Origin of the sequence: Amycolatopsis benzoatilytica AK 16/65, from assembly GCF_000383915.1 — a bacterium.
GTDB lineage: Bacteria > Actinomycetota > Actinomycetes > Mycobacteriales > Pseudonocardiaceae > Amycolatopsis > Amycolatopsis benzoatilytica.
Genome location: NZ_KB912942.1, coordinates 4868109 through 4883749, shown reverse-complemented (window position 1 = coordinate 4883749; position 15641 = coordinate 4868109). Strand labels below are relative to the sequence as shown.

General features: G+C 69.9%; 11 protein-coding genes. 8 read left to right on the top strand and 3 right to left on the bottom strand.

Annotated features, from left to right (window positions below; translation table 11 throughout):
- Positions 1-462: 462 nt before the first annotated feature.
- Positions 463-897, bottom strand: a complete 435-nt coding sequence (locus AMYBE_RS0122365) for a MarR family winged helix-turn-helix transcriptional regulator (protein ID WP_020661622.1) — start codon at positions 895-897, stop codon at positions 463-465.
- Positions 898-1400: 503 nt separating this feature from the next.
- Here AMYBE_RS0122365 and AMYBE_RS0122360 point away from each other — a divergent pair.
- The 5 genes from AMYBE_RS0122360 (at position 1401) to AMYBE_RS0122340 (ending at position 7537) form a co-directional block, all read left to right on the top strand.
- Positions 1401-2948: a sigma-54-dependent Fis family transcriptional regulator gene (locus AMYBE_RS0122360; RefSeq protein ID WP_211226838.1), complete on the top strand. Its 1548-nt coding sequence runs from the start codon at positions 1401-1403 to the stop codon at positions 2946-2948.
- A gap of 63 nt (positions 2949-3011) precedes the next feature.
- Complete coding sequence (locus AMYBE_RS0122355; protein ID WP_020661620.1) at positions 3012-4511, top strand: aldehyde dehydrogenase family protein; 1500 nt, start codon at positions 3012-3014, stop codon at positions 4509-4511.
- A 28-nt stretch (positions 4512-4539) separates the two neighbouring features.
- Positions 4540-5661 carry an NDMA-dependent alcohol dehydrogenase gene (locus tag AMYBE_RS0122350; protein ID WP_020661619.1) on the top strand — a complete coding sequence of 374 codons (1122 nt, stop codon included), beginning with the start codon at positions 4540-4542 and terminating at the stop codon, positions 5659-5661.
- Positions 5658-6596 (top strand): AAA family ATPase, encoded by a 939-nt coding sequence (locus tag AMYBE_RS0122345; RefSeq protein ID WP_020661618.1) that lies wholly within the window; start codon positions 5658-5660, stop codon positions 6594-6596. The genes AMYBE_RS0122350 and AMYBE_RS0122345 overlap by 4 nt, the downstream gene beginning before the upstream one ends.
- Positions 6597-6754: 158 nt before the next feature.
- A complete protein-coding gene (locus tag AMYBE_RS0122340) occupies positions 6755-7537 on the top strand; it encodes a vWA domain-containing protein (RefSeq protein WP_020661617.1) in 783 nt (260 codons plus the stop codon).
- 84 nt (positions 7538-7621) lie between these two features.
- On the opposite strand, the gene mftR is transcribed toward AMYBE_RS0122340, so the two are convergent.
- On the bottom strand, positions 7622-8257 hold the full coding sequence (gene mftR, locus AMYBE_RS0122335; RefSeq protein ID WP_020661616.1) for a mycofactocin system transcriptional regulator: 636 nt from the start codon (positions 8255-8257) through the stop codon (positions 7622-7624).
- A gap of 326 nt (positions 8258-8583) precedes the next feature.
- Here mftR and acs point away from each other — a divergent pair, with 326 nt between their 5' ends.
- A complete protein-coding gene (acs, locus tag AMYBE_RS0122330; protein WP_020661615.1) occupies positions 8584-10563 on the top strand; it encodes an acetate--CoA ligase in 1980 nt (659 codons plus the stop codon).
- A gap of 27 nt (positions 10564-10590) precedes the next feature.
- On the top strand, positions 10591-11196 hold the full coding sequence (locus AMYBE_RS0122325; RefSeq protein ID WP_020661614.1) for an acetate uptake transporter: 606 nt from the start codon (positions 10591-10593) through the stop codon (positions 11194-11196).
- 43 nt (positions 11197-11239) lie between these two features.
- On the opposite strand, the gene AMYBE_RS0122320 is transcribed toward AMYBE_RS0122325, so the two are convergent.
- Complete coding sequence (locus tag AMYBE_RS0122320) at positions 11240-11704, bottom strand: Lrp/AsnC family transcriptional regulator (RefSeq protein ID WP_020661613.1); 465 nt, start codon at positions 11702-11704, stop codon at positions 11240-11242.
- A 175-nt stretch (positions 11705-11879) separates the two neighbouring features.
- Between AMYBE_RS0122320 and AMYBE_RS0122315 the strand changes: the two genes are divergently transcribed.
- On the top strand, positions 11880-15320 hold the full coding sequence (locus AMYBE_RS0122315; protein WP_020661612.1) for an indolepyruvate ferredoxin oxidoreductase family protein: 3441 nt from the start codon (positions 11880-11882) through the stop codon (positions 15318-15320).
- The last annotated feature ends 321 nt before the right edge of the window (positions 15321-15641 follow it).

The following is a 15641-nucleotide window of genomic DNA, read 5'->3' as shown; positions in this document are numbered from 1 at the left end:
GGTCGAATACCTCGCAGCCCTCGAACTTCGCGGCGTCGGCGCGGTGCGCCTGACCTGCCGCGATACCGGGGGAATCTCCGTGCACGGCAGCAACGGCCGTGCCGGGGCTCAGCGAGGGGCCGGTGCCGTGCTCCCGGGACCGCCTGCGCGGCTGGTCCTCGGGAAGGCCCGTGCCCCGGGCTCACCCGGAGATGTCGTCTTCACCTGCCACGATAGGAATCCTCTGGATCGGTGCTGCTGGCCGCGATCAAGGATACCAAGGGATCTTGAGCCCCGCAGCTGAGTTCCGGGCCGGACGGCGGCGAGCCCCGGCTCGTCGGCCGACGAGACTTGACGGCAGACGCCGCGTACTCGTTGAGCCGCACGCGTCCCCGCTGGCTGGCGCTCCGGCCGCAGACCGGTCCCTCCGCTGCTGCCGGCGATGCGATCTTCCGGCCGATCCGGACGACGCCCGCCGCGCGATCAGAACGTCTCGCCCAGCCGGTCCAGCAATGGTGCCGCTTCGGCCAGCACGGCCAGCTCCTCCGCGGTGAAGCTCGTGGTGAGCGAAGCGGCGATCTGGCGGATCCGGGCGTCGCGGCGGGCGCGCAGGACTTCGGTCCCCTCGTCGGTCAGGGAGACGATCATCTGCCGTCCGTCCGCCGGGTCTGGGCTGCGCCGCACGAAGCCGCGACCGGCCAGTCCGCTGATGGTGGTGCTCATCGCCTGCGGGGTGATCTGTTCGGTCCGGGCCAGTGCTGCGGTGGTGGCCGGGCCGTAGCGGTTCAAGTGGGACAGCGCCGAGCGCTCCGGCAGGGACAGCTCGGCGGCGACGGGGTTCTGGCGGAGCCGGCGGGAGATCAGGCCGACCGCGCTGAACAGCGCGGCTGCTACATCCTCGGCGGAAGGGGCGGACATGGGAAGAGGCTAGAGCAGGTGGTCCGGGACGCCGCTGAGTGAGGCGAGGCAGCCTGGCCCGCTGTCGGAGCAGAGCGTCTTCCCTCTTCGACTCCGGAAAAAAGAACCCTCGCCCGCCGGGATGGGGAAAATCCTTGACCAATGCGATTGCGCCGGCTTCCGCGGCGGCAGTTCCACCACCGCCTCGCCGGTCCCCGTGGTCCCAGGCCGCGGCGCGGTGAACGCCGGTGTTCCCCGTCGGCCCGGTCGAACAGGAGGGACGAAATGGTCGCGAGACGTCGCCGGCCGCCCCGGGGACCACGCACTGTCCACAAAGGACTTCGCAGGTCGGTTGGGGTGCACGTCTGGAACTTGACGATCCGCGAAGGTACTGTCGAACGAACCGCTACGTCGCCGTCCGGTAGTCGGGAGGAGCAGTGTCGCTCGGAGGGATTCCGCCGCAGGGGGGTGCTGTGCTGCGCCCGCCCATCGCTGACTCCTGGCGCCGGTCTCGCCTGTTCGGGGTGGAACCAGGGCTGAACGCCTCGGCGATCTCGATCGCCGACGTCGACCCGGCCAGCAGGCTGATGAAGGCCGCCCGGCCGGTCCTCGACCAGCTGGCCGAGCAGCTCGCCGGCACGAAATTCTCCATCCTCCTCACCGACAAGGACTGCCGCCTGGTGTTCCGCTGGTTCGGCGACCGCGGCCTGCAGCACCAGCTCGAAGAGATCGGCGTCCTGCACGGCTCCCAGCTCAGCGAGGGCCGGGTCGGCACGAACGCGCTGGGCACGCCGCACGAGTCCCGGCAGGCCGTCGAGATCCACGGCCAGGAGCACTACGCCGACGCGTTGAAGCGGTTCAGCTGCTACGGCCATCCGATCCGGCATCCGCTGACCGGGCGCATCGAAGGCGTCCTCGACATCACCGGTGAAAGCACCAGCGGCAACCCGCTTTTCGGGCCGCTGGTGAAACGCGTGGTCGGCGACATCGAGCAGGTCATCCTGGAAACCGCGCGCGCCAGCGAACGCCGGCTGTTCCTCGCTTTCCAGCAGGCCACGCATCACCGCAGCGTGCCGGTCGCGGTGCTCGGCGGCGACCTCGTCTTCGCCAACGAAACCTGTATCGACCAGCTCCGGCCCGCCGATCCGACGCTGCTGCGCACCCTGCTTCCGCAAGTGCCGGAACGCGGAGTGTTCGACACCTGCCTCGAGGTGGGGGACGGCATCACTCTCTCGGTGGCCGCCGAACGCGTCGCGGGGTCAACCGACGGCGCGGTATTCCGGATCTCGAAAACCGAGCGGCGGAAGTATGCGCCGGCGGCGGCGAAAACCGCCCGCTCCGTCCTCGTCACGGGCGAGCCCGGCACCGGCCGCACCACCGAAGCGCGCACCCGGGCCGGCGTGGACGACCCGGTCGTGCTGCATGCGGCCGCCGCGTTGCGGGAGGAACCGCGCGCCTGGGCCGCCCGCTTCGCAGACCTGGTCGGCCAGCCGGGGACCACGGTCATCCTGGACGACGTCCACCTGCTCCCGGAGAGCCTGCTGCCGCTGGTCGGCGAAGCACTCGACGACGGCAAGGCACTGCTGCTCACCAGCGTCCCGCCGAAGGCCATGCCGCCCGCCGTCGCGGCGGTGGCGACGAGGTGCGTCCAGACCGTCTCGCTCGCGCCGCTGCGCGAGCGGCTGGACGAGCTGCCCGCCATCGCCGAAGCGATGCTCCGCGACGAGCACCCGGACCGGAAACCACGGTTCACCGGCACCGCACTGGCCGCGTTGCGCACCCACCCGTGGTCCGGCAACCTGCACGAACTCCGCGCCGCGATGCGCGAAGTCTCCCGTCTTCCGTACACGGGGGTGATCGACCTCGCTCAGCTGCCGCCGGCTTGCCGCGGCAGCTCGAGGACCCGGCAGCTCGGCGGCCGCGAGCTCGCCGAACGGAACGCGATCGTCACGGCGTTGCGCGCCAGCGAAGGCAACAAGCTGCGCGCCGCGCGCGAGCTGGGCATCAGCCGCACCACGCTCTACCGCCGCATGCAGGCGCTGGGCATCACCGAGGACTGTCCACTTCTGTAACACTTCGCGCCCGGTCCGCCGGGTGACGATGACCTCCGTCACAACGAAGTGAGGAGGCGCCAGGTGACCGCAACGGTTGAGTACCCCCTGCACACCGGGGTCCGGGAGTTCGTGTCCGGGCCGCTCGAACTGCTCATCGGCGGACAGTGGGTGCCGGCCGCGTCCGGCCGCACGTTCCCGACCTACGACCCGGCCACCGGCGAGAAGATCGCCGAGGTCGCGCACGCCGAAGCGGAGGACGTCAACCGGGCGGTGGCGGCCGCGCGCAAGGCGTTCGACGAAGGCCCGTGGCCGGCGATGAAGCCGAACCAGCGGGAACGGCTGATCTGGCGCATCGGCGACCTGCTGTCCGAGCGGGCGGAGATCTTCGGGCAGCTCGAAGCCCTCGACAACGGCAAGTCCGCGGCGATCGCCACCGCGGTGGACACCGGCTGGGCGGCCGACGTGTTCCGCTACTACGCCGGCTGGGCGACCAAGATCGAAGGCAGCACGGTGAACGTGTCGATGCCGTTCGCACCGGACGCCCAGTTCCACGCCTACACCCTGCGCGAGCCGGTCGGCGTGTGCGCCCAGATCATCCCGTGGAACTTCCCGCTGCTGATGGCCGCCTGGAAGATCGCGCCGGCGCTCGCCGCGGGCAACACCGTGGTGCTCAAGCCCGCCGAGCAGACGCCGCTGACCGCGCTGCTGCTGGGCAAGCTGTTCGAGGAAGCCGGGTTCCCGCCCGGGGTGGTCAACGTCGTCACCGGGTTCGGCGACGCCGGCGCCGCGCTCGCCGCGCACGACGGCGTCGACAAGGTCGCCTTCACCGGCTCGACCGAGGTCGGCAAGAAGATCGTCCAGGCGGCCAGCGGCAACCTCAAGAAGGTCTCCCTCGAACTGGGCGGCAAGAGCCCGAACGTGGTGTTCGCGGACGCCGACTTCGACCTCGCGGTGCCCGGTTCGGTCAACGCGTGGATGTTCAACCACGGCCAGTGCTGCGTCGCCGGCACCCGGCTGTACGTAGAGGACACCATCTTCGAGGAATTCACCCAGGCGGTCGCGGACGCCGCGAGCCAGGTGAAGATCGGCCCCGGCCTCGACCCGTCGACCCAGCTCGGCCCGATGGTTTCGCAGGAACAGTTCGAGCGGGTCTCTCGCTACCTCGGCGAGGGCATCGCCGACGGGGCCCGCGCGCTCACCGGCGGGAAACGCTGGGGCGACACCGGATACTTCATCGAGCCGACCGTTTTCGTCGACGTGCAGCCGGAATTCAGCATCGTCCGCGAGGAGATCTTCGGCCCGGTCGTGGCGGCCTTGCCGTTCAACGCCGAACAAGGCGTGGCCGCGGCGGCCAACGACAGCGAGTACGGCCTCGCCGCCGGCATCTGGACCCGGGACATCTCGAAGGCGCACCGGACCGCCAAGGAACTGAAGGCCGGTTCGGTCTGGGTCAACCAGTACAACGGCTTCGACACCGCGATGCCGTTCGGCGGCTTCAAACAGTCCGGCTGGGGCCGGGAACTCGGCGCCGCCGCGCTCGACCTCTACACCCAGACCAAGTCCGTCAACGTCGCGTTGTGATCCGCCCAATCGAACAAAGGAGTTCCCGATGAAGACTAAGGCCGCGGTGGTCTACGAAATCGGCAAGCCGATCGAGGTAGTGGAGCTGGATCTCGAAGGCCCGGGCGAGGGCGAGGTGCTGATCCGGTACACGCATGCCGGGCTGTGCCACTCCGACGTGCACATCGCGCACGGCGACCTGGAGGCCCGGCTGCCGATGGTGCTCGGCCACGAAGGCGCGGGCATCATCGAGGAAGTCGGCGTCGGCGTCACCCGCGTCAAGCCCGGCGACCATGTGGTGTGCTCGTTCATCCCCAACTGCGGCGTGTGCCGCTGGTGCGCCACCGGGCAGCAGGCGATCTGCGACATGGGCGCCACCATCCTGGAGGGCTACCTGCCGGGCGAGCGGTTCCCGTTCAGCGGCCCCGGCCCGGTCAAGGAATACGGCGCGATGTGCATGCTGGGCACGTTCAGCCAGTACTCCACGATCCACCAGAACTCGGTGGTCAAGGTCGACGACGACCTGCCGCTGGACAAGGCGGTGCTGGTCGGCTGCGGCGTCCCGACCGGCTGGGGTTCGGCGGTCAACGCGGCCGACGTCCGGCCCGGCGAGACGGTGATCGTGTCCGGCGTCGGCGGCATCGGCATCAATGCGGTGCAGGGCGCGCGGTACGCCGGTGCGAAGAACGTGATCGCGCTGGACCCGTTGGAGAACAAGCGGGAGAAGGCGATGGAGCTCGGCGCGACGCACGCGGTCGCGACGCCGGAGGAAGCGGCTGAGCTGGCCCAGTCGTTCACCAACGGCAACGGAGCGGACAAGACCATCGTCACCGCGGGCATCGTCACCGAGGAGATCGTCACCGGCGCGTTCAACGCCACCGGCAAGGGCGGCACGATCGTGCTGACCGGGCTGAACAAGCTGTCGGTGAACAACGTCAACCTGCCCGGCTCGATCCTCACGCTGTTCAAGAAGACCGTGAAGGGCAGCTTGTTCGGCGACTGCAACCCGACCACGGACATCCCGAAGATCCTCGGGCTGTACCAGAGCGGGGACCTGAAGCTGGACGAAATCATCACCCGGACGTACACCCTGGAAGAGATCAACCAGGGGTACGACGATCTGCTGGAGGGCCGGAACGTGCGCGGCGTGCTGGTCCACGACGCGCCGTGACGGCATTGCACGCTGCCCGGGGGCCGGTTTCCGGCCCCCGGGCGGCGGTACCGTTCCTCTCCGACGAGGTGGTCGGCCGGCAGCGCGAGATCGAACTGCTGCTGGCCGGTCTCGACTGCGGCGCGCACGTCGTGCTCGAAGGCCCGCCCGGCACCGGGAAGACCACGCTGCTGCGTGCGGTCGCGGAAGCGGGCGGCTCGTCGTTCGTGTTCGTGGAAGGGAACGCGGAGCTGACGCCGGCCCGGCTGGTCGGGCAGTTCGATCCGTCGCGGGTGCTGGCCGAAGGCTACGTCCCGGAGACCTTTGTGGACGGTCCGCTGATCGAGGCGCTGCGGACCGGCGGGCTGCTCTACGTCGAGGAGGTCAACCGGATTCCGGAGGAGACGCTCAACGTCCTGATCACCGTGATGTCCGAAGCGGAGCTGCACGTGCCGCGGCTGGGCCGGGTGCGCGCGGCCGAGGGGTTCCGGCTGGTGGCCGCGATGAACCCGTTCGACGCGGTGGGGACGGCGCGGATCTCGTCGGCGATCTACGACCGGGTGTGCCGGATCGTCATGGGCTACCAGAGCCACGACGAGGAAAACGACATCGTCGCGCGCCGGTGCCCGCCGGTGCCGGCGCCGTGGCGCGACCGCGTGGTGGACCTGGTCCGGCGTACCCGGGAGCACGCGGACGTGCGCGTCGGTTCTTCGGTGCGCGGCGCGATCGACGTGGTGCGGCTTTCGGTTTCGCTGGCCCGGATCCGCGGTGCGGAGGCGACGGAGTGGCGGGTCGGCCACGATGCCGCGATGGCGGCGCTGTCCGGCCGGATCGGGATGCACGAATCCAGCGGGCGCACCGCGGAATCGGTGATCGACGAGCTGTACGTGGCGGTGTTCGGCGAGGAATCCGCGCCGAAGGAACCGGAAGGCGGTGAACCGCCGGGGGAAGCCTGAGCCCGCCGCCGGCGGGCACTGAGCAACACCAGCAACGACCGCCGCGGCCGGGTTCCGCGCGCAGCAGCACCACGCCGCGCTCGGAACTGTCCCGCAACAGCCGGTTCGCGGAGATCTCGCCGGAAGTCGGCGTTCTCGACGAGGAAGCGTTCAGCGCGGTGTTCCGCGACGACGCGGACGAGGCGATGGCGCTCCTGGTCGAGATGAGCAAGGCGACCGACGAGTCGTTGCGTGCCGCGGCTCGCGGGCTGGCGCGGCGGTTGATGATCGACGTTGCCCGGCGAGGCGTCGCGCGCGGGCGAGGCGTGGGAAAACTGCGCCGCGATCGCGCCGATCGCGGCGGGGAACTGGACCTGGACCGGTCGCTGCCCGCGCTGGTGGACGCCGCGGCGATCGGCGGGGTGCCGGCGTTGGACGACCTGGTGGCCCGCCGCTGGGCTCGGCCGGAACTGGCGCTGTGCATGGTGATCGACACCAGCGGGTCGATGACGGGTGCCCGGCTGGCGGCCGCCGCGCTCACGGCGGCGGCCTGTGCGTGGCGGGCACCGGAGGAACACGCAGTGGTGTCGTTCGCGCGGCAGGCCGAGGTCATCCGGCCGCTGCGGTCGTCGCGGTCGAAAGCCGCGGTGGTGGAATCGGTGTTGTCCTTGCGGGGGCATGGCGTGACGGCGCTCGCGGCGGCGTTGCGAAAAGCGAATGAGCAATTGTCGTCTTCGCGGGCGGCGCGGAAGACGATCATTCTGTTGTCGGATTGCCGGGCGACCGATGATCAGGATCCGTTGCCGGCCGCGCGCGCGTGCGAGGAATTGCTGATTCTGGCTCCGGCGGAGGACTGCGAGGAAGCCGAACGGTTCGCACGCGAATCCGGTGCGCGCTGGTATCCGCTCAGCGGCGCCGCGGCCGCGCCGGCCGCTCTCGCCGCTCTGCTCGACCACCGGTAGTTGAGGTTCCGCCGGGCGTTGGTCCGTGAAGGGCCCCTTGAGGGAATCTATGTCCCTCATGGGGCCCTTCACGGAACGGCTTGGTCATGGCGCCTCGGGCTCGGCGGTCAGGACTTCGTCGGAGAAGCCGGCGGCGAGGGCGCGCAGGCCGGCGTCCAGGTAGAGGGTGAGGTCGGCGTCCGCGCGGGCGGACCAGCGTTCGTACGCCGCCCGGCAGGTGGCCAGGACCGCGCGGCCGACCGCCAGCGGATACAGCGAGTCTTCGGGCTGGCCGGTGCGGTGGGCCACGAAGCTGATCACCGCGCGTTCCCAGTCGTCGTAGTGCCGGGTCGCGCTCGCGGCCAGCTCGGCGACGGTGCTCAGCAGGTTCATCCGCATCCGCAGCTCAGGCACGTCTTCGGCGCGGTAGTGGTTGGCGGCCAGCACCGCGCGCCGGACGGCTTCCAGCACCGGCAGGCCGTCCGGGGTGTCCGCCAGCAGCTCGCGAATGGTGTCCACTTCGGAGTCGAACTCGTTCCAGAGCACGTCCGACTTGGCGTCGTAGTAACGGAAGAAGGTGCGCCGGCTGACGCCGGCCGAGGCCGCGATCTGGTCGACGGTCGTCTCGTGGAAACCCTGTTCGGTGAACAGGCGCAGCGCGATCTCCTCCAGCTGGCGCGCGCTGGTCCCGCGCGGGCGGCCGCGGCGGGGACGCGGCTCCCCGGCCGGTTCGGCTGACATGCTGTTCCCCTCCGGTGGGCCTTCTGGCACCCGGTGACACTACTCGCTCCGGTCCGGTCGGCGGGGCCGGAACCTCACTGGGGCGGCGGGGGCTCCCGTGCCAGTCGCCGGCGCGGTATTCCCGGTTTATTCCGCGACGTTCTTAATGTATCCGCGAGGAGCATTTGTCCTGGAATGGGAAGTATATTCCGAAACTGTGTGCGCAAATCGGGTGAAGACTACCGATGGCCACTCGAAAGAGGGACACTGGGGACAGTGGACAAGTCTGTTGCGGCAGGTGTCAGATGTGGAGATCCTGCTGCCGAGGGCGACGGAGGCTTTGCACCATGTCCGAGCAGTCCCCAGCATTGGACAACCTGCTCACGGAGAGCCGTACGTTTCCGCCGAGTGAGCAGTTCGCTGGTCAGGCGAACGCGAAGGCGGATTTGTATGCGGCCGCGGACGCTGATCGGGAGGCGTTCTGGGCGGCGCAGGCGGAGCGGCTGTCGTGGGACACGAAGTGGTCGCAGGTTTTGGACTGGACCAATGCGCCGTTCGCGAAGTGGTTCGTGGGCGGGAAGCTGAACGTCGCGTACAACTGCGTGGACCGGCATGTGGAGTCGGGGCACGGGGAGCAGGTGGCGATCCATTGGGTCGGCGAGCCGGGCGACACTCGCGACATCACGTACGCGGAGTTGAAGGACGAGGTGTCGCGGGCGGCGAACGCGCTGTCGTCGCTGGGGGTGGGCGCGGGCGACGTGGTGGCGATCCAGCTGCAGATGGTGCCGGAGGCGATTTTCGCGATGCTGGCGTGCGCGCGGATCGGGGCGTTGCACAGCGTGGTGTTCGGCGGGTTTTCGCCGACGGCGTTGCGGGCGCGGGTGGACGACGCGGCGGCGAAGATCGTGATTACCTCGGACGGGCAGTACCGTCGCGGCAAGGCCGCGCCGATGAAGGCGAACGTCGACGAAGCGTTGCAGGGCGCGGAAACCGTCCAGAAGGTCATCGTGGTCAAGCGCACCGGCAGCGACCTCGAAGGCGAGGCGCCGTGGACCGAGGGCCGCGACCTGTGGTGGCACGAGCTGGTCGACGGGCAGTCCGCGGAGCACCAGCCGGAAGCGTTCGATTCCGAACACCCGCTGTTCATCCTGTACACCTCGGGCACCACCGGTAAGCCGAAGGGCATTCTGCACACCTCCGGCGGCTACCTGACCCAGACCGCGTACACCCACAACGTCGTGTTCGACCACAAGCCGGGCGAAGACGTCTACTGGTGCACCGCCGACATCGGCTGGATCACCGGCCACTCGTACATCGTGTACGGGCCGTTGGCGAACCGGGTGACGCAGGTGGTGTACGAGGGGACGCCGAACACGCCGCACGAGGGCCGGCACTGGGAGATCATCCAGAAGTACAAGGTGTCGATCTACTACACCGCGCCGACGTTGATCCGGACGTTCATGAAGTGGGGCGAGGACATCCCGGCGAAGTACGACCTGTCGAGCCTGCGGGTGCTCGGGTCGGTGGGCGAGCCGATCAACCCGGAGGCGTGGATCTGGTACCGGGAGAAGATCGGCGCGAACACGACGCCGGTGGTGGACACGTGGTGGCAGACCGAGACCGGGGCGATCATGATCTCGCCGCTGCCCGGGGTCACCGCCGCGAAGCCGGGTTCGGCGCAGCGGGCGCTGCCGGGGATTTCGGCGAAGGTCGTGGACGACACCGGCACGGAGGTCCCGCACGGCGGCGGCGGGTACCTGGTGCTGGACAAGCCGTGGCCCTCGATGCTGCGCGGGGTGTGGGGCGACGACGAGCGGTTCCGCGACACCTACTGGTCCCGGTTCGCCGAGCAGGGCTACTACTTCGCCGGGGACGGCGCGAAGTACGACGCGGACGGCGACATCTGGCTGCTGGGCCGGGTCGACGACGTGATGAACGTGTCCGGGCACCGGATCTCCACCACCGAGGTCGAGTCCGCGCTGGTGTCGCACCCGACGGTCGCCGAGGCCGCTGTGGTGGGCGCGACGGACCCGACGACCGGGCAGGGCATCGTCGCGTTCGTGATCCTGCGCGGCAACGCTGTGGATGGAGGTGACGGGGCGGTGCAGGAGCTGCGCAACCACGTCGCGAAGGAGATCGGGCCGATCGCGAAACCGCGGCAGATCATGGTCGTGGCCGAGCTGCCCAAGACCCGATCCGGCAAGATCATGCGCCGCCTGCTGCGCGACGTCGCGGAAAACCGCCAGATCGGCGACGTCACCACGCTCGCCGACTCCTCGGTCATGGACCTCATCTCCGCCGGACTCAATGCCGGCAAGGAGGAGTAAGCAGCACCGGAAGAAACGAGGGAACCGATGACTGAACCGGCCGCCCATCCGACCTCAACCGCCCCGGGGATCGCGGATCCCGGCCCACTCGGGCTGGCCGGATTCGCCGCCACCACGTTCGTGCTCAGCACCGTCAACGCCGGTCTGGTGCCGAAGTCCATCGAACCAGTGGTGCTGCCGCTAGCGCTGTTCTACGGCGGGCTCGCCCAGCTGCTCGCCGGGATGTGGGAATTCCGCAAGAACAACACTTTCGGCGCCACCGCGTTCGGCACCTACGGAGCGTTCTGGCTGGCGTTCGCCTTCTACGTCTGGCAGTTCGCGCCCAAGATCCCGGCCGCCGACGCGGCGACCGCGACCGGCATGTTCCTGCTGGTCTTCACGATCTTCACCGGCTACATGACGATCGCGGCGCTGCGCACGAACGCGGTGCTGGTCGGGGTGTTCGTGCTGCTGTTCCTGACCTTCCTGTTCCTCACCATCGCCGAACTGGGCGGAGCGGCGAGCATGGGCAAGGTCGGCGGCTGGCTGGGGCTCGTCACCGCCGTACTCGCCTGGTATGGCTCGTTCGCCGTGGTCACGAACACCACCGCGGGCCGCACTCTGCTGCCAATCGGGCCGATTCGCAAGGCCTGAACCACTCCTCGAAGGGGCGAGCCGGCCGGCTCGCCCCTTCTCGTCATTCCGGCGCGGGCCGGTCCTCCCCGCGCACCCACGAGTCGAGCACGATCAGCGTGCGTGTGCTGGTGATCCGGTGGCTGCGCCGCAGCTCGTCGATGGTCCGCTGCAAATGCGCCATGTCGCGGCTGCGCAGCCACACCACCGCGTCCGGGTCGCCGGCGATGGTGAACACCGCCTGCGCCTCCGGGATCCGGGTGGTGGTCTCCACGATCTCCGCGACGTTGGTGCTGCCGAAGAACCGCAGCTGCGCGAACGCCTCGATGCCCCAGCCGAGTTTCGCGTGGTCGATCTGCACCGTGAAGCCGGTGATCACGCCCTTCTCGCGGAGCCGGTCCACTCGCCGCTTCACCGCCGCGGTGGACAGCGACACCTGCGTGGCGATGTCCGAGAACGTGCGGCGCGCGTCCTCGCGCAGCAGCGCGATGATCTCGTAGTCCGTCGCGTCCAGCAGTTCTTCGGCCATGACGGGCATCGTACGCAACGGATGTGCCGAAAAGGCCCTGTCCGGTGACATCCGTTGCGTCCTTGCCACTAGGGTGGCCGGGCGCGTTGCGCCAGGGTCAGCGTTGCGGTGAGGTGGCTCACGTCCCAACGGCGGGGTGTCCGTGGGCGAAATGGCATGCGGAAGGGAAGTGCGGATGAGCGCCTTCACGTTGGAAGACCGGTACGTTCGCGAAGCGGGCACGGTCTACCTGACCGGGGTGCAGGCGCTGGTGCGCGTGCTGCTGGACCGGATCCGGCTGGACCGGGCCGCAGGTGCGGACCCGGCGGCGTTCGTCTCCGGATACCAGGGGTCGCCGCTCGGCGGGTTCGACCTGGAGCTGGCGCGCCGGGCGAAACTGCTGGCCGAGCACGGGATCGTGCACCAGCCGGGGGTGAACGAGGAACTCGGCGCGACCGCGGTGATGGGCAGCCAGCTGGCCGCCCGGGCGGGCACCATGCGCCCGGACGGCGTGGTCGGCATGTGGTACGGCAAGGCACCCGGGCTGGACCGCGCCACCGACGCGCTGCGGCACGCGAACCTGGCCGGCACCGACCCGCGCGGCGGGGCGGTCGCGCTGGTCGGCGACGACCCGAACGCGAAGTCCTCCACCATTCCGTGCGCGTCCGAGCACGCGCTGGCCGACCTGGCGATGCCGGTGTTCTTCCCGGCCGATTCGCAGGATGTGCTCGACCACGGCCGGCACGCGGTCGAGCTGTCCCGGGCGAGCGGGCTGTGGTCGTCGATGAAGATCGTCGCGAACGTCGCCGACGCCGGCGGCACCGCGGTGGTCGGTTCGCCATGGCGGGCGCCGGAGCTGCCCGAAGGCGCCTACCGGCACCAGCCGAACAGCCGCCTGCTCGGCCCGGAGCTGGTCACGCTGGAGCACAGCCTGCACCGCGTCCGGCTGCCGCTCGCGATGGAGTACGTGCGGGCCAGCGGCGTCAACCGGATCGTGCGGTCCGCGCCCGGCGACCGGATCGGCATCGTCACCGCCGGCAAGTCCTATTTGGACCTCCGGCAGGCGCTGCGGTTGCTCGGCCTGGACGAGTCCGCGTTGTCCCGCTACGGGATCCGGCTGCTGAAGCTCGGCGTGATCTACCCGGTGGAGCCGACGATCGTCAAGGAGTTCGCCGAGGGGCTCGACGAAATCCTGGTCGTCGAAGAGAAGCGTGCGCTGGTGGAACCGGCGATCAAGGAAATCCTGTACGGCCGCGCCAACGCGCCGCGAGTGCACGGCAAGTCCGGGCCGGACGGGCAGGTGCTGTTCACCGAACTCGGCGAGCTCGACCCGGACCGGATCGCCGGCGGGCTGGCCAAGCGCCTGTCCGGCGCCGAACCCGTCGCGGCTTGGCGGCAGCGTCGCCGGCGTGAGCGGATTTCGGTGCCGTTGCTGGCCCGTACGCCGTATTTCTGCTCCGGCTGTCCGCACAACTCGTCCACGAAGGTCCCGGAAGGCACCTTGGTCGGCGCCGGAATCGGTTGCCACACCATGGCTCTGTTCATGGAACCGGAGCAGGTCGGCGAGGTCGTCGGGCTGACCCAGATGGGCGGGGAAGGCGCGCAGTGGATCGGCATGGCGCCCTTCGTCGAGACCCCGCATCTGATGCAGAACATCGGCGACGGAACGTTCATGCACTCCGGCAGCCTCGCCGTGCGCGCGGCGGTCGCGGCGGGCGTCGACATCACGTACAAGCTGCTCTACAACTCCGCGGTCGCGATGACCGGCGGGCAGGACGCGGTCGGCGGGCTGTCGGTGGAGAAGGTCGCGGCGTTGCTGCTGACCGAAGGCGCGGCGAAGGTCGTCATCACCTCGGACGCGCCGCGCCGGTTGCGCAAGCGCGCGCTGCCGCGCGGCGTCGAGGTGCGGGACCGGTCGGAACTTCTTCGTACGCAGGAGGAATTGGCTGCCCACCGCGGGGTGACGGTGCTGATCCACGAGCAGGAGTGCGCGGCGGAGAAGCGGCGCAAGCGGCGTCGGGGCAAGCAGGAAACCCCAGCGCGCAAGGTGTTCGTGAACGAGCGCGTCTGCGAGGGCTGCGGCGACTGCGGCGTGAAGTCGAATTGTCTTTCGGTGCAGCCGGTCGACACCGAGTTCGGCCGGAAAACCCAGATCCACCAAGCGTCCTGCAACGTCGACTACTCGTGCCTCGACGGCGACTGCCCGTCGTTCCTGACCGTGGTGCCGACCGGCGAGGTCCGGCGGCGCCACCTCGCCCCGCTGGCCGCCGACGCGCTGCCGGAACCGGTGCGGACCCCGCGCGACGTCGCGGTGCGGATCACCGGCATCGGCGGCACCGGCGTGGTCACCGTCGCGCAGATCCTCGGCGTGGCAGGCGTTCTCGACGGCAAGGAGGTCCGCACTCTGGACCAGATCGGCCTCGCGCAGAAGGGCGGCGCGGTCGTCTCGGACGTCAAGATCACTGCTGGCGCGGTCGAGCAGGCCCCGAAGCTCGCCAACGGCGAATGCGATCTCTACCTGGCGTGCGACGCGCTGGTCGCGGCCGACCCGGCGTATTTGAGCGTGACCGATCCCGCCCGCACCGTCGCGGTGGTCTCCACCTCGGAGGTGCCGACCGGGCGGATGGTCGTGGACAAGGAAGTCTCCTACCCGGACCAGACGAGCATCCGCGCCGCGCTCGGCGACGCCACCGAGTCCGGGCACTACCTGGACGCGCGGGGCCTTGCCGAGCAAATCTTCGGCGACGACCAGTTCGCGAACATTCTCCAGCTCGGCGCGGCGTACCAGACCGGCATGCTGTCGGTGACCGCGGAGAGCCTGGAACGCGCCATCGAGATCAACGGCACCGCGGTGGAGACGAACGTCCAGGCGTTCCGCCGCGGCCGTCAGCTGGTCGCGGACCCGGAGGCGCTGCAAGCCGAACTCGCCCCGGAAGCCGCGTCCGCACCGGCCCCGGTGGACGCGGCGGCGGTCGCCCGGGTGCGTTCGCTGGTGCGGGCGGACGGCGAACTCGCCCGGCTGCTCGACATCCGCGTCCCGGACCTGATCGCCTACCAGGACGAGCGGTACGCCCGGCAGTACGCGGAGTTCGTCGAGCGGATCCGCGTCCGCGCCAGCGCGCCGGTCGCCGAGGCGGTCGCGCGGAACCTGTTCAAGCTGATGGCCTACAAGGACGAGTACGAGGTCGCCCGGCTGTCGCTGGATCCGCGGCTGACCGCGGAGATCGAAGCCCAGTTCGGCGTCGGCACCCGGTTCGCGCACCGGTTGCACCCGCCGGTGCTGCGCGCGCTGGGCATGAACCGCAAGATCAGCCTCGGCAGCCGCGGCTTCCGGCCTGCGTTCGCGGCTCTGCGGGCCATGCGCAAGCTGCGCGGCACCCGGTTCGACCCGTTCGGCAGGGCCGAGGTCCGCAAGGTCGAGCGGGCGCTGGTCGGCGAGTACCGGCAGACGATCGAGCGGGCGCTGGACGTCGCCGGTCCGGACGACGCGCGGCTGGTCGAGCTGGCCGGGCTGCCGGACGCGGTGCGCGGATACGAGGAGATCAAGCTCGCCAACGTCGCGGCCTACCGGAAGCGGCAGGAAGAGCTGCTCAAGGAGCTTGCGACGCCGGATTCCGTGGAGGTCGCCCGGGCCTGACTTAGGATCGGCTAGGCCGGTCACGGGAGCACTGCGGATTCCGCGTTCTCGTTTCCGGCTGGCCCGCGAAACGGCGGGGAGAGCGGGTTCGCCCGGCCTCCCCGCCGTTTCGTCCGTTCCGGGCAGGGCGAAATTCCTTCGGGTGTCACACCATTGGGTGGTCCCGGGGAGTATTGGCTGGCGACGCCCGCCCGTCCCCCGATCGGCGGGTGACCGGCGCTCTTCGGAGTGGTCCCCGCGATAGGCCGTTGACCTGGCATGACGCCGCAAATCCCCTAACGCCCCTAATCGGGGGAGGGGTGAACTCCCTAGTGGTGGCCG